The 20,626-nt window shown below is 63.9% G+C and carries 19 protein-coding genes; 5 read left to right on the top strand and 14 right to left on the bottom strand.

From position 1 onward, the window contains the following. Positions 1–51 precede the first annotated feature (51 nt). The 8 genes from AC1DUY_RS26985 to AC1DUY_RS27020 all read right to left on the bottom strand — a co-directional run bounded on the left by AC1DUY_RS26985 (position 52) and on the right by AC1DUY_RS27020 (position 10,001). On the bottom strand, positions 52–594 hold the full coding sequence (locus AC1DUY_RS26985; protein ID WP_478118307.1) for a helix-turn-helix transcriptional regulator: 543 nt from the start codon (positions 592–594) through the stop codon (positions 52–54). Positions 595–998: 404 nt separating this feature from the next. Further along, the gene (locus AC1DUY_RS26990) at positions 999–2,375 is read right to left on the bottom strand and encodes a sensor histidine kinase (RefSeq protein WP_231080995.1); all 1,377 of its coding nucleotides are present in this window, start codon (positions 2,373–2,375) and stop codon (positions 999–1,001) included. A gap of 22 nt (positions 2,376–2,397) precedes the next feature. Further along, positions 2,398–3,063, bottom strand: a complete 666-nt coding sequence (locus tag AC1DUY_RS26995) for a response regulator transcription factor (protein WP_089267078.1) — start codon at positions 3,061–3,063, stop codon at positions 2,398–2,400. Between the two features lie 76 nt (positions 3,064–3,139). Next, entirely contained in the window at positions 3,140–3,727 is a 588-nt protein-coding gene (locus AC1DUY_RS27000; RefSeq protein ID WP_309944670.1) for a 3TM-type holin, read from the bottom strand. Between the two features lie 2 nt (positions 3,728–3,729). Beyond that, a complete protein-coding gene (locus AC1DUY_RS27005) occupies positions 3,730–4,494 on the bottom strand; it encodes a glycoside hydrolase family 19 protein (protein WP_478118310.1) in 765 nt (254 codons plus the stop codon). A 43-nt stretch (positions 4,495–4,537) separates the two neighbouring features. Further along, positions 4,538–5,605, bottom strand: coding sequence for a DUF2793 domain-containing protein (locus AC1DUY_RS27010; protein WP_478118312.1), 1,068 nt, complete (start codon positions 5,603–5,605; stop codon positions 4,538–4,540). Positions 5,606–5,706: 101 nt separating this feature from the next. Further along, entirely contained in the window at positions 5,707–9,561 is a 3,855-nt protein-coding gene (locus AC1DUY_RS27015) for a baseplate multidomain protein megatron (RefSeq protein ID WP_478118314.1), read from the bottom strand. Then, positions 9,561–10,001 (bottom strand): NlpC/P60 family protein, encoded by a 441-nt coding sequence (locus AC1DUY_RS27020; RefSeq protein ID WP_478118315.1) that lies wholly within the window; start codon positions 9,999–10,001, stop codon positions 9,561–9,563. Before AC1DUY_RS27020 ends, AC1DUY_RS27015 begins: the two co-directional genes overlap by 1 nt. A 195-nt stretch (positions 10,002–10,196) precedes the next feature. Between AC1DUY_RS27020 and AC1DUY_RS27025 the strand changes: the two genes are divergently transcribed. The 3 genes from AC1DUY_RS27025 (at position 10,197) to AC1DUY_RS27035 (ending at position 12,621) form a co-directional block, all read left to right on the top strand. Further along, positions 10,197–10,619 carry a GFA family protein gene (locus AC1DUY_RS27025; protein ID WP_478118317.1) on the top strand — a complete coding sequence of 141 codons (423 nt, stop codon included), beginning with the start codon at positions 10,197–10,199 and terminating at the stop codon, positions 10,617–10,619. Between the two features lie 19 nt (positions 10,620–10,638). Beyond that, a complete protein-coding gene (locus AC1DUY_RS27030) occupies positions 10,639–11,163 on the top strand; it encodes a DUF3455 domain-containing protein (RefSeq protein ID WP_478118319.1) in 525 nt (174 codons plus the stop codon). A 267-nt stretch (positions 11,164–11,430) separates the two neighbouring features. Further along, complete coding sequence (locus AC1DUY_RS27035) at positions 11,431–12,621, top strand: helix-turn-helix transcriptional regulator (protein WP_478118321.1); 1,191 nt, start codon at positions 11,431–11,433, stop codon at positions 12,619–12,621. 149 nt (positions 12,622–12,770) lie between these two features. Here AC1DUY_RS27035 and AC1DUY_RS27040 read toward each other — a convergent pair whose 3' ends face one another. Beyond that, positions 12,771–15,422: an autotransporter family protein gene (locus tag AC1DUY_RS27040; protein WP_478118323.1), complete on the bottom strand. Its 2,652-nt coding sequence runs from the start codon at positions 15,420–15,422 to the stop codon at positions 12,771–12,773. 518 nt (positions 15,423–15,940) lie between these two features. On the opposite strand from AC1DUY_RS27040, the gene AC1DUY_RS27045 reads away from it, so the two are divergent. Then, on the top strand, positions 15,941–16,081 hold the full coding sequence (locus AC1DUY_RS27045) for a hypothetical protein (protein WP_478118325.1): 141 nt from the start codon (positions 15,941–15,943) through the stop codon (positions 16,079–16,081). 6 nt (positions 16,082–16,087) lie between these two features. On the opposite strand, the gene AC1DUY_RS27050 is transcribed toward AC1DUY_RS27045, so the two are convergent. Beyond that, the gene (locus AC1DUY_RS27050) at positions 16,088–16,954 is read right to left on the bottom strand and encodes a DUF2163 domain-containing protein (protein WP_478118327.1); all 867 of its coding nucleotides are present in this window, start codon (positions 16,952–16,954) and stop codon (positions 16,088–16,090) included. 99 nt (positions 16,955–17,053) lie between these two features. Between AC1DUY_RS27050 and AC1DUY_RS27055 the strand changes: the two genes are divergently transcribed. Continuing rightward, the gene (locus AC1DUY_RS27055; RefSeq protein WP_478118329.1) at positions 17,054–18,622 is read left to right on the top strand and encodes a serine hydrolase domain-containing protein; all 1,569 of its coding nucleotides are present in this window, start codon (positions 17,054–17,056) and stop codon (positions 18,620–18,622) included. A gap of 31 nt (positions 18,623–18,653) precedes the next feature. Here the strand turns inward: AC1DUY_RS27055 and AC1DUY_RS27060 are convergent, their stop codons facing one another. The 4 genes from AC1DUY_RS27060 to AC1DUY_RS27075 form a co-directional block, all read right to left on the bottom strand. Then, the gene (locus tag AC1DUY_RS27060) at positions 18,654–19,292 is read right to left on the bottom strand and encodes a phage distal tail protein, Rcc01695 family (RefSeq protein ID WP_478118331.1); all 639 of its coding nucleotides are present in this window, start codon (positions 19,290–19,292) and stop codon (positions 18,654–18,656) included. Positions 19,293–19,476: 184 nt separating this feature from the next. After that, positions 19,477–20,046 (bottom strand): phage tail tape measure protein, encoded by a 570-nt coding sequence (locus AC1DUY_RS27065; RefSeq protein WP_478118333.1) that lies wholly within the window; start codon positions 20,044–20,046, stop codon positions 19,477–19,479. Next, a complete protein-coding gene (locus AC1DUY_RS27070) occupies positions 20,039–20,254 on the bottom strand; it encodes a rcc01693 family protein (RefSeq protein ID WP_478118335.1) in 216 nt (71 codons plus the stop codon). Before AC1DUY_RS27070 ends, AC1DUY_RS27065 begins: the two co-directional genes overlap by 8 nt. Beyond that, complete coding sequence (locus AC1DUY_RS27075; protein WP_478118337.1) at positions 20,251–20,577, bottom strand: gene transfer agent family protein; 327 nt, start codon at positions 20,575–20,577, stop codon at positions 20,251–20,253. The genes AC1DUY_RS27070 and AC1DUY_RS27075 overlap by 4 nt, the downstream gene beginning before the upstream one ends. Positions 20,578–20,626: the final 49 nt, after the last annotated feature.

Genomic DNA, 20,626 nt, shown 5'->3' on the forward strand with positions numbered 1-20,626 from the left:
GCGTTAGATGAGATGCGTGTCGATAGCGAGAGCAAAAGACGCGGATCTAGCCTATGCGACGCCGTCGAGCCTCTTTGCGTAGGTCGCCAAGCCATCGCGCAGTGCCTCCTGCAATTTCGGCGTGCGCGCGCGGATCGCCTCATTTGCGACTCCGACAGCCTCCGCCTCCATCGCCTTCTCGCGCGACAGGTGATCGTGCTGGAACAGCCATGTCGCCACCGCTGACCAGTCATACAGCGAGGTCTTCGACGTCACGCGTGCAACCGGTGGCGGAAAATTGCCGACACGATTGCCGCTGGCATAGTTGGTGATCGCCGCACGCGACAGCCCGGTTCGCATGGCAATATCCGAAAGGCTCACCAGCGGGTCGGGCTCGACGCGATCGACCTGCGCGCCCGCCTTCATGACATTCTCGACCGCCGAGCAGATGGCCGCATCTATCGATGTCGCTTCGCGGGCAAAATCAGCAATGATGTGGCCTTTCTGGAACGAAATTGTCGCATCGTCGCAACCCGCGTCGAAAAAGCGATCAGCGAAATCCTCCGCGTCCGGATCGAGACCGGATGCAATGATGCTGAACTCAAATTCTGTCATCACTGTCCTCCTGTTCTCGGTGCGGGCAACGATCGATCTCGCGTCTCAGCTGGCGCGCATGGTTCTGCGGATTTCGGGGTGTCGACCAGACGAATACCGCACACCCTTCGCGATCATGATGCGCGCACAAGAGCTTCGCCCAGGCATGCCCTTTGACCTTTACCCATGACCAGCCATTTTGCTCGGCATAAGCAACCGCAGCTTCGACCTCTTTGTTCGGATGCAGAGGCCGCCTAGCCATCCTCACACCCAATACCTATTCTGCTGTTAACAAATGTCAACACCCTTTGGTTTCTCCCGAAACCCAAGCGGCCTGAGACGGCACCTACCGACAGTAACAGCACAACATTAAACTACAGGTTGCATATGGGGATAGGCATTTCCAGGCGGCGACGGGCAAGCCCTCACACGCCTGGCAACACCAGCTCCGCCCGCAGCCCGCCGATCGGCGCCTTGCCGAGCGTCAGGCTACCGCCATAGAGCGCGGCCAGATCGACCACGATGGACAGACCCAGACCTGACCCCGGCTTGGTCTCGTCGAGCCGCTGGCCGCGGCGCGCGACCTGGGCGCGCTCGGTGTCCGACAGCCCGCGTCCGTCGTCATCGACGATGATCCGCAGCTTCGACGCCGGATCGGCACTGCCGGTGCGCTCGACCTGCACGCCGATGGTGACGTGGGAGTCCGCCCATTTGCAGGCGTTGTCGACGAGATTGCCGACCATCTCCTCGATGTCCTGTTTTTCGCCACGGAATTTCGCGGCGGCATCGGCCTCAAGGTCGATGGTGATGCCGCGATCCCGGTGAATCTTCTGCATTGTCCGGCACAGCGCCTCCAGCGCCGGCGCGACATCGGTGACGGTGCCGACGATGGTGACACGCGCCGCGATCCGCGCACGCTCCAGATGATGCGTCACCTGATCGCGCATCACATCGGCCTGCTCCAGCACCTTGCTCGCAAAGGGGTCGACACCCCGGCTGTTCGCCTCGTTGACGATCACCGACAACGGCGTCTTGATGGCGTGGGCGAGATTGCCGACATGGGTGCGCGCGCGCTCGACGATGGCGCGGTTGGCATCGAGCAGCGCGTTCATCTCGCCCGCCAGAGGTGAGATCTCGACAGGGAATGTGCCCTCCAGCCGCTCGGCACGGCCGGACCGAATATCGGCGATGGCATCCGACATGCGCTTCAGCGGCGCGAGGCCGAAGCGGACCTGGAAGATCGTGGTGAGCACGAGCACGATCGAAAGTGCAGCGAAAGTGCCGCCAAGATAATAGTCGAAGGTGCGGGTTTCCTCGAAAATCTCGGTGGCGTCGCCGGCAACGCTGATGCGGAATTTGCCGTCGGCGCCGAGATCGACGGGACGCTCCACCATGCGCAGGCGCTGGTCTTCCGGCCCGTCCACATAGCCCTGGCGGATCCCCGACGCCGTGAGCTCGACGCCCTGGTCTTCGAGCTTGGGCAGCTTCTTGTCCCACAGCGAGCGCGAGGCCCGCATCTCGGTCTTCGCGCCTTCGGTGGGCGCGATTTCCCAGTACCAGCCCGACAGCGGCAGTTCGAACAGCGGCTCGCCGAGCGATGGCGTGTCGTGATCGGGCGCGTCCGGGGGATTGGCGACTTCGGCCACCAGGGTACGGAGATAGAGATTGAGGCGGCGATCGAAGGCGCGCTCGGTGGCGCTGCGATAGACCGAGGACAGGACGATGCCGGTGATCAGGAGGATCACCACCACCCAGGCCGTCGCCGACAGGAACAGCCGCGTTGCGAGCGAGCTGTTGCGCATCAGCGCATGATCCCGGGGACGATCACGGCTGCGGCGGCGTGAGCAGATAACCGAGGCCGCGCACGGTCTGGATGATATCGACATCGAGCTTCTTGCGGATACGGCCGACGAACACCTCGATGGTGTTGCTGTCACGATCGAAATCCTGATCGTAAAGATGCTCGACCAGTTCGGTGCGCGAGATCACGCGGCCGGTATGGTGCATCAGATAGGACAGCAGCCGGTATTCGTGTGATGTCATCTTGATCGGATTGCCGGAAACGCTGACGCGGCCGGTGCGGGTATCCAGCGACACAGGTCCGCAAGTGAGTTCGGACTGGGCGTGGCCGGTGGAGCGGCGCAATAGCGCGCGGATGCGGGCCAGCACCTCTTCGAGGTGAAAAGGTTTGGCGACGTAATCGTCGGCGCCGGCATCGAAGCCCTGCACCTTGTCGCTCCAGCGGTCGCGCGCGGTGAGGATCAGCACCGGCATGATGCGGTTGTTGCGGCGCCAGGCTTCCAGCACCGAAATGCCGTCCATCTTCGGCAGGCCGATATCGAGCACCACGGCGTCATAAGGCTCGCTGTCGCCGAGGAAATGCCCCTCCTCGCCATCGAAGGCACGATCGACGACATAGCCGGCATCGGTCAGCGCCGTGGTGAGCTGACGGTTGAGATCGGGATCATCTTCGACAACGAGCAGGCGCAAATGACTTCTCCGCGTTCACAATCCGAATTGATGCCCGGACGCGTGAACACTCCATGAATGGCGACGGCCGCCAACCTTACTTTTTCTTCACACCGTCTTTAACCGTCAGCGCCTTGACCAGCTTCTCGACCATGCCGGGCGCATCCTGCCCGGTCAGTGCACTGACCTTTTCGCGGGTGCGGCCGCTGATATAGACGCCTAGCACGCCGAACCGGAACCCCCAATAGGTCACCAGCAGCGCTGTGGCGTTGACCAGCGCATTGATGGTCTGGATATCCCCGGTCCAGAACTCGTGCATCAGAACACACCACAGCGCGGCGCATTCTACCGTCAATTCCAGCGCATAGGCCGGCCGCCACCAACGCTGCAGCGGATCGTCGCTGGCGATCTCGGCCCGGATCGTCGCCTGGGTCTCGCTGATCGCCGCGCGCTGGGTCTCCGCCTCGGCGCGGATCATGTCAGCCCAATGCGCCTCGGCTTCAGCCAGCCTGGTCGGATCGGCCGCGGGGAGCGCCGCCTGCACCGCCGCCGGCGTCAGCGTCACCGAGCCCACCGCCTTGGCGAGAATCTCGCCGGCCACACCGCCGAGCGGGCCGCCCAATGCCGTCCCCAGCATCGGCGCGCCCAGCGCAATCACCTGTTTGGCAAGGTCACCCCAGTCCATGGTCATGTCCTCCGGAAGGCCGCGACAAGCGCGGCGATGAAAGCGAAAAGATTGGTCGGTTTGGCTGTCGGCAGTTCCGGCGCCAGCGGCGGCGATGCGATCACGGGCGGTAGCCCCACGGACGGCGCTGGCGCCAGCGACACATCGCGCAGCGCAGCCTTCCATTTCGCCAGCCAGGCCTTGCGCTCGGCGAGACCCACGGTGCCGCCATTGAGCCGCCGGGTGACGCCGACGATGTCATCCGCTCTCGCAAATGGCACGCAGCCGCAATTGATGAAATCCGACACAGCGCAAATGAGGAAGTAACGCGGATCGATCAGGTAGTCGGGATGCTTGACCACATCGATCCCCGTGGCCTTCCTGACCCGCTCATAGCCTTCGCGGCCCGTGGTCTGCGATCCGCCCCGGCCGCGGAAATTCCAGCCGTCGTCGGAGCCAACGGCATTGCCCATGCGGCCGTTATAGACCTTGTTGGCGAGCGCCCGCGGATTGCCGGCATAAGGTGCGGCACTCGCCATGGTTGGAAACCGCGACGGCCAGACCTGCATCATCCGCCCGGCGCTGTAGTTCATGTTCTCGACGACGTCGCGCCCTGCTCCGCATTCGTGTGATATCTGCGCCATCACATGCGCGGCGAGCAGCGGCGTGGTGATGCCGTAGCGCGCAAACACAGCCTCGGACGATTGCACCATACCCGACAGCAATCCGGGCACGCGGCTGTCGCCCTGCGGCCAGAGACGCCGCAAGGTGTTTTCATCGAGCTTCATGATGATGATCCTGTAGGAGAGCGAGATCCTCGCCGTCGCGCAACTAGGCGATGCGGTGGCCGTAGAAGCCGTTCTGCGCGGCGGCGATATAGCCGTCGTTGGTCTCCATCGCGGCCCAGACCGAAATGGCATCGCCGGCGGCGAGCTTGAGCAGCGCATGGCCGCTCAGCATCGTCCTGTTGCTGACGAGCGCCGATGTCTGCACGCGCGTATCGTCGAGCAGTTCGACGCCATTCTTGTACATGGCCGCCGTCAGCATGGTTGGCACCGCCGCATTGGCCTTGAACAACACGCGGAAGCCGAGCGCATAGACGCCGGCGACCGGCGCGACAAACTGGTTGTTCGCGGCATCGAAAACGCTCTGGTCGTTATGCCGGCTATTGTTGAACTGCACCTTGGTGAAGGTGTTCGCCGCGCAATATTTGTCGAAGTTCAGATAGGCGAGAAACTTCGGGGACTGCTCGAAACTGACCTGCCCGCTGGTCTTGTCGACTGCCAGCGCGGTCCGATAGGTCACGCCATCGACGGAGACCTTGATCGAGAGATCGTCGCTGCCGAGCAAGCCGATCAGCGCGCGCGGTGAATAGTTCGACTGCAATGTGAAGCCGACATCCTTCGTTGCATTCAGCTTGTTGAACGTCACCCGCAGGTCGCCGCTGCCGGGTGTTACGTCGTCATGCGACAACAAAACGGCATCGGACTTGACGCTGAAGCGGTTGCTGCTGTCGGCCGCTGTGTTGACGCCGAGATGGTCGATATTGTCGAGCGCAAGGTTGCGCAGATCGCGCCACAGCGCGCCGTCGAACACCATCATCACGTCATCGGCGATCGACCAGACGCACCAGCCGGCTTTCGGCACGAGGAACGTCCATGCCCCGTCCTGCCATGTGGCGATGGCCAGCGTATGGCCGCTCCAGGCCCCTGACGCCCCGGCCGCCACGATATGCCGTGCGCCCTCGGCCGGCGATGCCGGCGGTACGGTTCGCGTCACATCGAGTACCGAGATCTGGATCGCCGCGTCGAGAATGCGCAGCGCCTCGTTGTGGGTGACGTGTTTCTGCGCCTGCCCGCCATCGATGAAGGGCAGTCCGAGATTCGGCGTGTCGGTCATGTCTACGGTCTCGCGCTCTCAGCCGTCATTTCGAGCGCAGCGAAGCAATCCAGAAAACCAAGAGCTGGATTGCTTCGTCGCTATGCTCCTCGCAATGACGATCACAATGAAATTATACCCTCGGTCGCATGCCCGGCACCGACGGTGCCGGAGAGCTGCGCCACGCGCAGATGCAGGCTCAGCTGCGGTGCGTCGAAATCCGCGAGTTCGTCGGCCACCGCATAAAGCGCTTGCGATGTGGTGCAGGCGATGCTGCGGATGACCGACGTGCCGGACAGAATCTCGAGCCGGTATGCCTCGCCGTCTTCGCCGAGGGGCACTTCGGCATTCCAGCCATCGCCATCGAGACGCGTTCGCCTGATCCATGAGATGTGAATGCCGTCGCTCTTGCGCGCGGCCTTCACATGCGCGGGCGCCAGCGGCAGCAGCGCACTGCGATCCGGCGTCAGCACCAGCGCGACGGCTGAGGCATCGTCATGGCTGCGGCCATTGCCGACGACGCGCAGCGACAATGGTCGTTCGAGTGCGTCGAGTCCCCGTGCGATCGGCACCAGGCTTCTGTCGAGCATCACGAACGGCGCACCAACCGGCAATAGCGCTGCCATCGCGGATTCCGACCCCGCCTGCCCGCGCAGCAGCCGCGACAGCTTATAGGTGTTGGCCTCGACCAGTTCGGCATTGGCGAACTGGATGATCTCCCAGTCTCCCTCCGCATTCCGCAGTGCTGCGGAATTGCTGCCGCCGAGCACCCGCGCGTCCGACAGCGACGCCAGTGCACCGCCATGGAGCCGCACACGGCAGCTATTGGCATTGTCCCATCGTGCGGTCGGCCCGGCCGGCAGCACATCCAGCGTCTCGCCGATGACAGCAGGCGTCGCCGCGACCGCTGCCACCTGGAAACTCGCGCCGTCCCTGGATTGCCAGACCACCACCGAGGCCGGCCACGGATTGGCGAAGACAGCGAGCCGCGTCAGCACATCGGCATTGCCACTGTCGATCACCGGCAGGTTCAGCGCGAGCACCTGCACCGGCCCGAGCGCTGGCGGCACCGGCGGCAGCTTGATCTCGGGCGCCAGCAGCGGCACGGCGAACACGTCGGGATCGATGCTGCGCGCCGTCACCTGCCGCGCCTGCGTATCGACGAGCCCGCTGATCTCGAACAGTCGTCGTCGGCCCTTCAGCGTCAGCGCAATCACGTCGCCCGGCGCCAGCGCCAGCGCATTCATCCCCACGGCGAACTCCGCGCGCTCGCGCCCGGCCCACAGGTCCTGCAGCCAGACCTCGGCGCGCTGCGTCGCCGCCGTATCGCTGGTGATGACCGCGAGATCCGCATGCAGCATGCGGCTGGCGCCGCCGGTGAGTTTGCGCGAGGACACCGCCGAGCGGCGATAATCCGTCAGTGCATCGCTGAAGCCGATGCTGACCTGAACAGGCAGTTCGGTCTCCTGCGCGCGTACGAGGCGCGCCAGCGCGCCGTCATCCGGCGCCACCAGATCGTCCTCGGATAATTCCGCCACCGGCGCGCCGCCGCGCGGGATGAAGCGCAGCGTGCCATCCGCCGCCGTTGCATCGAAGGCGTAAGCCACCGACAGCGGCTCGATCGTCGCCCGCGGCGCCATCGGCCGGTCCACCACATAGCCGTCGCAGCCGCCTGATAGTGCCGAGGCATCGATCCCCGTGACGCCGGCATCCGTTGCCAGCCTGTCGACCAATGCATCCAGCGGCGCACCGCCGAGTCGGCCGTTCAGCCAGTGGCCGGTATGCCAGTTGGCGCTATCGCCCCAGATGTCGTCGGCCGCCGGAAATATCGGATAGGGTCGCGAGTCCCAGGTCCACATGTGAATGGCGGACACATCGATCATCCGCCCGCCATAAACAGGCGACACCGGATTCTCGGCATCGCTGGCGCCGAAGGCCGGATCGAAGGCGGAGATCAATGCCTCCAGATGACGCCGCTGCATCAGGTCGTCGCGCGCGCCGCTGGAGAAATACGGCGCAAAGTTCTCCGACGATTTCGGATCGGGAAACACGCTGGGCTGGTTGGCGCCCTTGTCGACGGCGGGACAGCCGACTTCCGTCAGCCAGATCGGCTTGCTGCGCGGAACCCATGCGGTCGTACTGCCCAATTCCACATGACCGACGCGCTCGTGATGGGCATTGCCCCACCAGTTCCAGAGATCCTTGACGCGATGGATCCACGGCTTGCCGAGCCCGTCGGTGATCGCAACACGTTCCTGCGCATCGCGGGCATCGTCATTCGGATAGTACCAGTCATAGGCCTCACCGCGTGCCACATTGCCGCGCAGATAGGCGCGCTCATAGATCGTGGTGGCGAGATCGCGGTCGAGATGATCGGCTTCGTCGCGCCAGTCGGATAGCGGCGCATAATAGTCGATCCCGACCGCATCGATGGCGGCCGATGCCCAGAGCGGATCGAGCGGAAAGCGGATCTCCGACGCATCACTGGTAGCGACATGCGCGCCATATTCCGTCCAGTCCGCCCCATAGGTCACGGCCGTGCCGCCCCCGACGATCGCCTTCACGTCGCTGGCGAGCGCCATCAGTTGAGCGACAGCGGGATAGACGCCGGGCGCCGAGCGCACGCGCGTCAGCCCAGGCAATTCCGAGCCGATCATGAAGCCATCGACGCCGCCGGCAAGCGATGCGAGCTGCGCATAGTGCAGCACCATCCGGCGATAGTTCCAGAGACCGCCGGCAAAGAAGTTGTCGATCTGCGCGCCCGCGGTTGCAGTGCCATCAGGCGAGCCCGGTCGTCCCGGCGCGGGATCGCAGGTGATGCGGCCGCGCCAGGGATAGGCCGGTTGTGTGCCTGCCCCGCTCCACGGATCGGGCAAGCCATTGCCGGATGGCACGTCCATGATGACGAACGGATAGAACGTGATCTTCAGCCCGCGCGCTCTCAGCTCGCCGATCAGATGCACGACGCTGTCATCGGACGGCGTACCGCCGAATGCCGCACGTCCTGCAATTTGCGACACCACATAGGCGGAGGGGCGCGTAACGCCAGCGACCTCCCACGACAGCGGGCTGGTCGTCTTGGCGGGATTGTCGATGCCCGGCTGCACGGCGCAATATTCGGCGCGCAGATCCGAACCGAACCACGCCACGACAATGGCGACACGTTGCAGGTTCGGGCACAGGCCCTGCAGATCGTCCAGCGCCGCCACCACATCGGACCGCGCCGAACCGTGATGGCGGTTCTCCGGTGCGGATTGTCCGGGACCGAGCAGTTGCACCACCGTGGACGGTTCATAGCCGAATTCGGTGGTGCCGGGGATCAGCGTCACCGCGCGCACCATCGCTTCGAGCAGGCCGATCGGCCGGATGATCTCGAAGGACAGTTGCGGAATCCGGTTGCCGAAATTCGCCAGCGGCAAGCGCTCGAACACGACATAAGCGAGCCCGCGATAGGCCGGCGCGTTGCCCGCGCCCTCTTTGGCGACGATCAACCCGTCCGTCATCTGGTCTTCGGTGCCGCGATAGACGCGAAAATTGATCCCGTCGAGATCGAGCGGCTTGCCGTCGGCCCAGATCCGCCCGACGCGGCCGATCACGCCGTCGCACAGCCCCACGGCAAAATTCGCGAAGTAACGATAGGTCGTCGTCGTTGTGGTGGGGCCGCCGCCGAGCCCTTTGCCGCCGCCTGTCGGCTCCGTCTCCGAGGTCGCGACTTCCTCCAGCGGCGTCGCCCAGATCACCTGGCCGCTCAGCCGCGCACGGCCATAGACGCGCGGGACTGGCGCGCCCTCCGTCGACGCCATCACATCGAGATCGGCGAGCTGCGGCCCGCTTGTGGTCTGATTATTTGAGCCGAACAGCGCGCTATCGATCGCACCGCCGAGCGCCGCACCGGCGAGCTGGCCTGCGATCGCGCCAAGCGGGCCGAACATGCCGCCAATGGCGCCGCCGGCCGTGGAGAGAACCAGTTGCGACATCAGCTCACTCCGGGAAAGCGGAACGCATAAGCCAGACGACGACGCCACCACGGTGTCAGCGCGACCTCGCACACGGCGGCGCCGTCATGGGCGTGAATCATCGTGCCCTCGCCGCTCGCAATCGCCGCATGTTTGGCAACGAAGCCGTCGCGCCAGCGAAACAGCAGGACATCGCCACATCCGAACGCATCGATTCCGATGGGCACGAGATGACGCAACGCCGCCTGTGCCAGTGCCTCCTCGCCCCGCGCCTCGGCCCAGTCCGGTGCATAAGGGGGCGGTGCTTCCGGCTCGCTGCCGATGCAATTGCGCCAGACGCCGCGCACGAGGCCGAGACAATCGCATCCGACGCCCTTGAGCGACGCCTGATGCTGATAGCGCGTGCCGATCCAGCTCCGCGCCTCGGCAACAATGACAGAGGGCTTGAGCGTTGCGACCATGAGGTGAACTCCATGACGTCAGCGACTGCGCGACCGGCCACATTGCGGTCTGGTACGCGTGTTGCATCGACACATCTTGTGATGCTGCCTCATCCGATCGCATGACGCTCCGGCTTGCGCGTCCCTGCTAGCAGGACGCGCGATGCCCCGGCTTCGCCGCGGGACGAAATGCACGAGCAAGAGGAAATGAGATCGATGACACATGTTGGGAAGTGCTTCTGCGGCGCGGTCGAACTGGAAGTGGATGGTGTCCCGGAAGCGATGGGCTATTGCCACTGCAGTTCATGCCGTTCGTGGTCCGGAGGTCCGGTCAATGCCTTCAGCCTGTGGAAGCCGAACGCCGTGCGGATCACCGCGGGCGCCAAGCATATTGCAAGCTTCCAGAAGACGCCGCTCAGCCAGCGCCAGTATTGCAGCAAATGTGGCGGGCACCTGCTGACCAATCATCCGACGTTCGGCCTGGTCGATGTCTTTGCGGCGACCATCCCGACACTTCGTTTCGAACCCGGTGTCCACGTCAATTATGCGGAGGCCGTGTTGCCGATGAAGGACGGCCTGCCGAAGTTGAAGGATTTTCCGGCGGAGCTCGGCGGCTCCGGCGAAGCCGTCGCTGAATAGACATCACGCGCGAGGTCCCATGAACGATCATATGAATTGCAAAGTGAAGTACCGACTGTTCGGGGCGGCGCTCATCGCCGCCCTCGCCGCGTTTGCGCATCCGGTCGCGGCTCAGGTGCCGTCCGAGATTGCCGAACCGGATGCCACAATTGTCGCGATCTATCACGCCGAAGGCGCGCAGGTGTATGAGTGCATGGCCGCCTCCGACGGCAAGCTTGCCTGGATCTTCCGCGAGCCGATCGCCACGCTGCTGTCCGATGGACTGACCGTAGGCCGCCACTATGCGGGCCCGCATTGGGAACTCACCGATGGCAGCACGCTGGGCGGCAAAGCAGTTGGCCGCGCACCAGGCAAAACCGCGAACGACATTCCGTGGCTCAAATTGACGGTGACTGACCGGCATGGCGACGGCAAGCTCGCAATGGTCGACGTGATCCAGCGCATCAACACCAAAGGCGGCATTGCTGCCGGTTCATGCGATGATGCCGGCCAGTTTCTCAGCGTGCCCTATTCGGCAGACTACGCATTCCTGCACAAGGATTGAGTGTTCCGCATCAGTTGAATTTGGTTCAAATGACGGCGCCGCAAGCGCCGTCATTTTGCTATCAAAGACCGATCGGCGCACGTCCGCGATTTTCGATTTATTCCGCGCATCATCCGGAAAATATTTCGCACGCTGAAACACAGCTTCTGCGCGTTCGGCAACGACATCGCCGCCGGAACCACATAGCTTTCCAATCACGCATCGTGGTGTGCCGGCATAGGCACGCATGCAAAGGTGCATGCTCACCTTCCCGAGAGATAGTTGCAAATGACGTCAGTGACTCCGCTCTGGCCGATGGCCGCCCGGCTCGCATCGCCTGATCTCGCAGAAAGCGCAGAACAACTCAGCGACCTGATCAGCTGCATCTACGACACCGTCCTCGACTCGTCGTCCTGGACGAATGCGATCGAGCGCGCGATGCAATTCGTCGGCGGCGTCGGCGCCAGCCTCTATACCAAGAATGCAGCGATGCCGTCTGGGCATATTCTCCACGTGGTCGGCATTTCCGCGGACTATCAAAGCTCCTATTTCGACAAATATGTTGCGCTCGATCCCACCACGACCGTGCAGTTCTTCGCGGAGCTCGATGAACCGATTGGGATCGAGGACATCCTGCCTTACGCGGAGTTCAGGGAAACCCGCTTCTACAAGGAATGGGTGCAGCCGCAGGGACTGGCGGATTGCATCAATTCGGTGCTCGACAAGTCCATCACCAATGTCGCCATGTTCGGCGTATTCCGGCATGAGCGTGACGGCGTCGCGGATGAGCGCGCACGACACCGCATGCGACTGATCGCGCCGCATATCCGCCGCGCCGTGATGATCGGACGCATGTTCGACTTGAAAGCCGGCGAAGCAGCAACACTGGCGGATACGCTCGACGGGCTGAGCGTTAGCTTGTTCCTCGTCGATTCGGCAGCGCGCATCGTCCATGCCAACTTTGCTGGCCATGCCATGCTCGATACAGCGGACGTCCTGCGCGCCTCCTCCGGCCGCCTCAGTGCTCGCGACAGCCAGGCCGATCGCGCCTTGCGAGAGGCCCTCGCCGTCGCCGGTGAAGGCGACAGCGCGCTCGGCATGCGCGGAATCGCCATGCCGCTCGTCGGCAGCACTGGCGAACGATACGTCGCACATCTCCTGCCGCTGACATCGGGTGCACGGCGACAGGCCGGACTGGTCTATTCGGCCACGGCGGCGCTGTTCGTGCGCAAGGCGGATATCGACGCCACCTCGCCGCCGGAACTCATCGGCAAGGCATTCCAGCTCACACCGTCAGAGCTTCGCGTCCTGCTGGCGATCGTCCAGGTCGGCGGCGTGCCCGAAGTCGCCACAGCGCTCGGCGTCGCCGAAACGACGATCAAGACGCATCTCAGCCGTCTGTTCTACAAAACCGGAACCCGGCGGCAGGCGGATCTGGTCAAGCTGTATGCCGGCTATGCGACGCAGCTGATCGGATGAGCGCCAGATCATTTGCCGCGCGTTCGACGTACCGGGTCGCGATACGCCGATCGTGCAAAACGGCGTAAGGCCTTGCCTGAATGGCTGGCGACGTCGCGGCGCAGAACAAACACAAGGTCTTGACTGAGTTGCGCGACCAGCGCGTTCGCTCACCAGACGATGCGGAAGCCGCCGGTGCCCTTGTAGCTGCGGTTCGCCGCCGCGTCTTCAAGGCTCGCGCTATAGGAGACCTCGCCGAACACCGCGTAGCGACCGTTGGCCCAGCTATAGGTGCCGCCGCCGCCGATGCTGCCCCAGAGACGGTCTTGCGCGCTGGCGAAGCCGGTGCCGGCGACATCGACACGGGTGCCGTCGAGAAACTCGTAGCGCAGATTGCCGATGCCGTAGATATCCGAGCGCACGATGCCCGCGCCGTCGTTCCAGGTTTTCTGGTGATTGAGCGCAAGGCCGGCGCGGCCGAGCAGGCTGTCGCCATCGCGCAACGATACCGGCGCGCCGAACCGATCGAAGAAGCGATCGAACTCGGCCTTCGAATAGGACAGCTGCGCCTGCGGCGTCAGCGACCAGCCGTTGCCGACCGCGAACCGCTTGCCGGCTTCGGCGCTGAAAGCATAGCCCACCCCTTCGTTGCCGTGGGTCAGGCTGCCGGCCAGCACCGAAGACAGATCGCTGCGATAGAACATCGATTGCGCCTGGCCGTCGACATAGAAGCCGTTGTCGCCGAACCAGGTCAGCGTGCCACCGACACCCGAACCTTCGACGCGGATGCGGCCATTACCGAAGACCGATGCGACATTCGCTGTGGTCAGGCCATATTGCCCGGTGAGACCGACGATCAGCCTTCCGCGCTCGTTCTCCATCAGGAGACCGTCGAGGCCCGCCTGCACCTTCAACTGGTCGGCTTTATAGGTCGAGCCCGTGGTGGTGGAGGGCTGCAAATCGGATTGGCCGCCCTCGATGCGGCCCCAGAACGCCGTGGGCGCCGAAGAGCCATCGCCTGGTGCCGCCGCGACACCTGCGCGCGCCATGGCATCGCTGCCGCCCCAATAGCGATTGCCGACGCGCTGCTGCATGGTCGGCAATTCGTTCATGCCGAGCAGCACCTGCGCATAGTTTTCGTATAGCGGGACGCCCGGCTGATACAGCGGCATAGCCGACATCGGCGGCGGCGGATTGACCAGGCTGGAGCGCAGATACCAGTCGCCATCGGTCGGCGTGCTCACGCCGTTCTTCTGCAGCGTATAGGCATAGGCGCCGCCGACCACGGCCTGCTGGCCCTGGATCACATAATCGCCGAGCAGCGAGAACGCGCCGTTCGATGCGCCGGCGACATCGACGATCTTGATGCCTTCGACGGTCTGCGCGCCGCCGCCGCCGAGATTGATCACCCGCACATTGGTGCTGCCTGCGGTGTTGCCCGTGACGACAAGCCGGTCGGTCGGCGAGGCATCGCCGCCCAGCACGGATTCGATCAGCAGCGTTCCGCCATTGCCGGTGTAGTTGCCGGCGACCGTGAGCGTGCCGATGGAATTGCCGGGCGCCACGATCCCCGTATTCGATGTATTGCAGACCGTACCGATGCCTTGCAGCGTGCCGCCGGCCAACACGGTCATGGCGCCGCAGACGCTGCCGTTGACCGCCAGCGTGCCGCCGTTCACCGTGGTCCCGCCGGTATAGGTGTTGACGCCTGAAAGAATCTGCTTGCCGCCGCTGACCGTCAGAGCGCCGGTGCCGGAGATGACACCGGAGAACAGATCGTTCTTCGCATTGGTGATCGTCAAATCCTTCGTGCCCAGCGTGACGGCGCCGCTTCCCGCGAGGCTCTGGATGCTTGTGCCGGCCGCCGTGATACCCGAGACATTGAAGGCGCCGTCCGCGATGACCCTGCTGGAATTGGCGATGGCGCCGGCGCCCGACAGCGCGAGGCCGCTGCCGGCCACGATCCGCGTTTCGCCGGAATAGGTGCTGTTCGCCAGAAGGCTGAAAACCGTGCCGCCGGTGATGGTCAACCCGCCGATGCCGCTGAAGCCGGATGTCGCGTCCGTGCCCACGGTGAAGCCGTTGGTATCGATGGTCAGCCCGCCCGCGAGAAGGTTGAGCTCTCCGGGATTGAAGCCGTTGATGAAGGTCGCATTGTTGGCCCTGGCACGCAGAATGCCATTGTCGAAGTTAGCCTGGCTCGCGCCGGCGCCGCCCCGCAGGAATTGGGTCTCCAGCGTGCCGCCCCCGCTGACGTTGAGCGTGCCGGAAGACGAGGCGCCGTTGCCCAGGGTCATGCCGGCCGCCGCGACGACTTGGCCGCCGTTCTGAATGTTCACCGTGCCGGTACCCAGAAAGCCGACAGACACAAGTCCGCCGGCCACCCATTGCGACCCGGGTCCGGTGACAGTGAGGATGCCACCGCTTGTGGCGTTAAGTCCGAACCGCGCGATGCCGGTTGTCAGGGAGCTGCCGTTCTGGATCGTCAGGTTGCCGAACGTTCCAGCGTTGTTGCCGAGAATCAAACTCCCTGTCGCCCCGATCGCCGGACCGCCGACGCCGAGGATAGTCGCATTTGGTGACGTCGTATTCACGTTCGTGGTGCCAGCTCCGGCGGGAACGGTTCCGGCTGCCCAGTTGGTCGCGAGCGTCCAGTCATTGCTGACGGCGCCGCTCCAGTCTGAAACTTGTGCTGCTGCTGGTGCGGCAAACAAGGCCGTGAGCGCCGTTGCCGAGGCGCTCGCGAGCAGCAAGTGGAACCAGCGCGCTCCGTGGCTGGCAGATGGGGATCGCCGCGCGCGATCCAGAGTCTTCTGGCGCATGTCATCTGGTTGTCGTCGGGTTGCTACTTCAACCACGCATTCGCGCATGATGCTCGTTCCAGTTTCGCTCGGGTCCGGTTCGAGGATGCGAATCTTGAGGCGTGCAATCCGCGAAGAATAGTTGCGACGGTAAATGAGCTAAATCAATCCGACAATAACTGGAGCGTGTTCTCGCTGACAAACATGCGGCGTGTGTCGCTCGCGCAACGAAAGACGCTTAACAAAGCCTTTCGAGATCGGCACGCGAAGCCGGTGATATCACCGATTGGCACATTGCATCATTCGCTGCGGAGCAGAATTTCGTTACTACCTAAGCACAGCGGACATTGGTCACGCCCGCACAGATCAAGCTCAATCTATCAGTGCGTGCGCTGGTTCGATGTCTCTCGCGTCAGAACGTGGCAACGCACGCAACAGACGAATGTGAAGTCGCATCAGCCGTTCGTAGGACGCTTGATATCACTGCGCCATCGATGATGAGCCACGACAAGCGCGCCTCTCATCCGGATGGACCACCGATGGCATTGCTCGAACGTCTGCTCTACGCCGCCGCGATCGCCTGTTTCGTGATCGTCCACTACATCGCCCTGCAACGAATCGATGCCGCCGCATCACATGCGATCCACACGCCATCCCTCACCCTGCAGGGGACGGATTGATCGCGCTCATCCCCCACCCATCCCGGGCGTCGGATAGCTCATGACGAAGTCGTTGCCGGGAATATCAGGGAAGCCGCGAAAATTATCGACATTGTCGAAGCGATCGCGGCAGGTCGCCAGCGTCTTGTCGCAGCCGGCCGTGACTGTGAAAGCATCGCCGGCCGCGATCGGCTCCGCCATGGCCTGCCATAGCGACAGCCGCACATGGCCCGGCATGACGCGATGCTGCTTCACTTCCATCGCCAGCCCGGCATTGCCGCCGCTTGTCCATGTCAGGCGCCCTGCGGTGAACAGCTCATCGGCAAACGCATCGAGTCCGCTGGCCGAGAACATCGAGGCACCCTCGAGCGCCGCCACCGCGCCAGCGCCTCGCCAGCCTGCGAGATTGATGCGACATTTGCCGTCGCCGAGGTCGGCACCGCAGCGCGCCGTATAAAGCCGCCCGCTCTCCTGCGACAGCAACGCCGCAAGCCCGCGCAATTCCGCGATGAATGCGGTGCCTTCGCGCTTCACCTCACCGAGCGTACCGCGTGCCGTCAGCACGCGCAGCGCAACGTCGCTCCAGTCCACCAGCCAGGTCTCCACCTGCGCGGCATCGTAGCGGCCCGCCGCGAGATCGGCGTCGGTGAGGATGTCGTCATCCAGCGCACCGGCGATATCGCCGCCATCGACCGACAGATCGAAGCGGCTGGTTGCCTCCGACGCCGCGAGCCCGGTGCCGGCGCGATAGGTGACGCCGCCGATGACGAGATCGCAGTCATGATCGGTGAAGCCGGCGACAACGCCATCGCGCCGCGTCAGCTTCCACACCTGTGCCAGTGTGGTGACACCGGAATCCAGTTTGGCCTGAAGTGCGGGCGGGATGCTGCGCATGATTGGATCCTGAAACGTTGTCGTTGCGCGCGACCATCCTTCGCGCTCTAATTGCTCTCACAATAGCGGCCCGATAAGCCGGGCACAGGGAGCGGACGGATGCTGCGACAACGCCTTGCCGGGATCGCCGTGCTCGCGGCGATCGTCACATCGATTGTTAGTCCTGCGACGGTCACTCCCGCAGCCAGCGCGCCAGACGCAGAGCGGGCGGCGAATACGCCGTGGCCAACCAAGGGCTGGCAGATCGCAACACCGGAATCGCAAGGGATGGATTCCGGCAAGCTGGCCCAACTGATCGATACCGTCGGCGCACGCCAGCAGGACAGCCTGCTGATTGTGCGCCACGGCAGGCTGGTCGCCGATGCCTATTACGCGCCCTATATGGCCGGCCTGCGCCACGATCTGCGCTCGGTGACCAAGAGCGTCACCGGGACACTGATCGCCATCGCATTGAAAAACGGGATACTCGACAGTGTCGATCACCCGGTCGTCGATCTGTTCGCCGACAACCAGATCGACAAACTGAATGATCGCAAGAAGGCCATCACGATCCAGCATCTGCTCGACATGACTTCCGGCATCGCCTGGAAGGAGGAAGCCTATACATCCGACGAAACGCTTGACCGGATGTATCGCAGCAAAAATCCGACCGAATTCGTGCTTGGCCAGGAGATGAGCCGCGCGCCGGGCGAGCGGTTCTATTACAATAGCGGTAATCCCTATCTGCTCTCCGCGCTGATCAACAAGAAGACGGGACAGAACGCGCTCGAATTCGCCAAGCGCGAATTGTTCGGACCGCTGGGCATTACCGACATCGACTGGGGTCGCCCCGATGCGCAGGGCGTGACCGATGGCGAAGCCGGGCTCTATATCCCGCCGCATGACATGGCAAAGATCGGCTATCTCTATCTGCAAAACGGTGTCTGGGAAGGCCGCGAGATCATTCCGCCGTCATGGGTCGATCGCACGGCCGAGGGCAAGATCGTCGCAACTGCCGACAATCATTACGCCAATCTGTGGTGGTCGATCCCTGAGAAAGGCGCCTATATGGCGCGAGGTCTGCACTCGCAACTGGTCATGGTTTTGCCGAAACTCGATATCGTCGCCGTGTTGACCGGCAGCATGCGCAAGGATGAATTCTATCCGACCCGCCGTCTGATCGACGACATCGCCAGCGCAGTGAAATCCGAGAGCGCCCTGCCCGACGATCCCGTTGCGCAAACACTGCTGGCCGCATCGATCCGCAACGCGGCAACGCCGCGGCCGTCGCCGCTCGGCCTTACGCCGGAGCTGGCCAAAGACATCTCCGGCAAGACCTACCGCTTCACCGAAAATGCAATCCGGGTCGGGACCTTTAGCCTGAACCTGGTCGGCGACAGCCCGTCATGGGAGATCACCACGGTCACAGGCAAGCCCGAGCAGACACGCCGCTTCACGGGCCCGCTCGGACTTGACGGCAATTTCCGGACCGGTTCTCCCGTCAGCTATGGCGTCGATGCGGTCCGCGGGCGATGGACGAACGCCAATACTTTTATCGTCGAGCGCCGCATTCTCGGCCACAGCGAAATGCAGTCCTGGAGGCTGGCTTTCGAGGGCAAGAAGGTCACGGTCAATTTCGAGAACACCGACAGCTACAAGCTCGAACTGCACGGCGAGACGACCGACTGATCGTCCGCCTCCCTCACGACCAATGCACCTGCTAAATCCTGATCTCCACCAGCGGAATTTTCGGGATCGCGCCGGCTGCAAAGGCCGACAGATCGACTTCGAGATAGTCGGTATCGAAACGGACGGGCACATCGAACTGGAAGCCAGCCGTGATCGCGGCACCCGCTCCAGGAATATGCCCGCTGGCGAATGTCACGAGCCCCGTCGTCACATCGCAGTTGAAGGCGCTGCCCGCGATCTCGTCGCCGGCAACGGCAATGCGCACGCTTCCGTCGACGGGTTTGGCGATCGGCCTCTGATACGGCGCGAAGGCACTGCCATAGGTCTTCATCAATTGAAACGAGGCAGTCGTTCCGTCGCCGATACCGATGCCTTGATCCAACGGCGAAATCGCTTCGCCTGAACTATTCGAGGTCTGATCGAGCCGGTCGCGCCAGCGAAAGCCGTGCAGTCGTCCCCGCCGTTCCTCGAAGAACGCCACCACGCTCTGCAGCGCCGCCAGCGTCCTGATGCCGTAGCCTGCATCGTAGCGGCGGCGCGAATGCGCCCAGCGTGCGTTACGCTCCTCGCGCCCGGAGCCGAACGACACGATCTCCGTGCGTCGTTCCGGTCCGCCTGCGCTCTTCAGCGCGATATCGAGCGGAAACAGGATGTCGTGAAAGACTGTCATGAGACTCTTCCTTCACCCCCCCCTGGAGGGGGAGGGTCGACGATCGGCGCGCGAAGCGCGATGAGAGACGGGGTGGGGTAAAGCCACAAGTACCGTCGATGAACAGTCACCCCACCCCGTCACGCGCTGCGCACGTGACGCCCCTCCCCCTCCAGGGGAGGGTAAGCAGATCGCACGCTATCCATCACAGACTGCGCTGCCCGCGTGCGACGGCACGGGCGATCTGGCCGGTCACGTAATTCTCCGAACGACGGAAGCCGTCGAGATCCGGCGTCGCGATCTGCACATGGATGGTGTTGCCACCGCCCTGCGTGGCGACGCCGAGGCTGCCATCCGCGGCACGCTGCAGCGGCATGATCGCTTCCGGCCCGGACTCGCCGGCCAGACCCGTGCCGCCGCCAGCCATCGGAAAATAGCTGGGCGTGCCGATCACGCCGCCTGACGCGAACGCCTTCACCGTATTGCTCACACCAGCCTTGCCCGCGCCGCCGAACAGGCTCGAGACCAGCGAGGAAATACTCGATGACATCGCGCCCGCGCCGGCCTGCAGCGCCGATTTCGCCGCCAGGTCCGACATTTTCAGCGCCAACGACTTCAGCACGTCGTCGAACTTCTGGCCCGACGCGACCGAACTCGAAAAGGCCTGGGTCATCACTTTCGAGAACGTCGTCGCGGCAGATGTCAGGCCGGCGGTCTTCGTGGTCATGCTGTCGAGCGTGCTCGACGCCGTGCTGAGGTCACTGGCGTCACTCATGCGGAGGCTCCCCGGAATCCGGAAACTGTTTCATCAGGTCATCGAGCGCGCCGCGATCCATCGGCGTGGATACAGGGCCGCGCACCGCCGCGATGGCATGCGCCAGTTCACGCGGCGTCATCCGCCAGAACGCGTCGGGTGACAGCCGGAGCACGCCGAAGCCGAATTGCATCGCCTCGGCCCATGGAAATGGCGCGGGCTGTGTCATCGCGCGGCCTGCGGCGCATCGGTGAAGGTCGCTGATATCAGTTCGGCGGCAATGCCGACAAAGCCTGCGGCCCCGCCCGGCACGGTCATGGCCGCGACCTCGTTATCGCTGATGGCCTCACCTGCCCCGCGCAATCCGGCGCCGATGATGCGGATGAGATCGCGCGCCGACATCCGCCCGGAGCCGAAACGTTCGGCCAGCGCCGCAAGGTCATCGGCGCCGAATGCGCTTTCGAGCTCCGCCAGCGCGCCGAGCGTCAGCACCAGCGTGCGACTGCGGCCACCGAGTTCGGCGGCGATCTCGCCGCGCAATCTGTTGGGCATGGTGATCTCCGTTCTTACCCTCCCCTGAAGGGGGAGGGTCGGTGAGCAG

It is taken from the genome of Tardiphaga sp. P4_G1 (assembly GCF_056401215.1).

Bases quoted from the DNA above. Each gene is read 5' to 3' on its own strand.
- AC1DUY_RS26985 (WP_478118307.1), bottom strand. From the start codon at position 594: ATGACAGAATTTGAGTTCAGCATCATTGCATCCGGTCTCGATCCGGAC.
- AC1DUY_RS26990 (WP_231080995.1), bottom strand. From the start codon at position 2,375: ATGCGCAACAGCTCGCTCGCAACGCGGCTGTTCCTGTCGGCGACGGCC.
- AC1DUY_RS27000 (WP_309944670.1), bottom strand. From the start codon at position 3,727: ATGGACTGGGGTGACCTTGCCAAACAGGTGATTGCGCTGGGCGCGCCG.
- AC1DUY_RS27005 (WP_478118310.1), bottom strand. From the start codon at position 4,494: ATGAAGCTCGATGAAAACACCTTGCGGCGTCTCTGGCCGCAGGGCGAC.
- AC1DUY_RS27010 (WP_478118312.1), bottom strand. From the start codon at position 5,605: ATGACCGACACGCCGAATCTCGGACTGCCCTTCATCGATGGCGGGCAG.
- AC1DUY_RS27015 (WP_478118314.1), bottom strand. From the start codon at position 9,561: ATGTCGCAACTGGTTCTCTCCACGGCCGGCGGCGCCATTGGCGGCATG.
- AC1DUY_RS27020 (WP_478118315.1), bottom strand. From the start codon at position 10,001: ATGGTCGCAACGCTCAAGCCCTCTGTCATTGTTGCCGAGGCGCGGAGC.
- AC1DUY_RS27025 (WP_478118317.1), top strand. From the start codon at position 10,197: ATGACACATGTTGGGAAGTGCTTCTGCGGCGCGGTCGAACTGGAAGTG.
- AC1DUY_RS27030 (WP_478118319.1), top strand. From the start codon at position 10,639: ATGAACGATCATATGAATTGCAAAGTGAAGTACCGACTGTTCGGGGCG.
- AC1DUY_RS27035 (WP_478118321.1), top strand. From the start codon at position 11,431: ATGACGTCAGTGACTCCGCTCTGGCCGATGGCCGCCCGGCTCGCATCG.
- AC1DUY_RS27040 (WP_478118323.1), bottom strand. From the start codon at position 15,422: ATGCGCCAGAAGACTCTGGATCGCGCGCGGCGATCCCCATCTGCCAGC.
- AC1DUY_RS27045 (WP_478118325.1), top strand. From the start codon at position 15,941: ATGGCATTGCTCGAACGTCTGCTCTACGCCGCCGCGATCGCCTGTTTC.
- AC1DUY_RS27050 (WP_478118327.1), bottom strand. From the start codon at position 16,954: ATGCGCAGCATCCCGCCCGCACTTCAGGCCAAACTGGATTCCGGTGTC.
- AC1DUY_RS27055 (WP_478118329.1), top strand. From the start codon at position 17,054: ATGCTGCGACAACGCCTTGCCGGGATCGCCGTGCTCGCGGCGATCGTC.
- AC1DUY_RS27060 (WP_478118331.1), bottom strand. From the start codon at position 19,292: ATGACAGTCTTTCACGACATCCTGTTTCCGCTCGATATCGCGCTGAAG.
- AC1DUY_RS27065 (WP_478118333.1), bottom strand. From the start codon at position 20,046: ATGAGTGACGCCAGTGACCTCAGCACGGCGTCGAGCACGCTCGACAGC.
- AC1DUY_RS27070 (WP_478118335.1), bottom strand. From the start codon at position 20,254: ATGACACAGCCCGCGCCATTTCCATGGGCCGAGGCGATGCAATTCGGC.
- AC1DUY_RS27075 (WP_478118337.1), bottom strand. From the start codon at position 20,577: ATGCCCAACAGATTGCGCGGCGAGATCGCCGCCGAACTCGGTGGCCGC.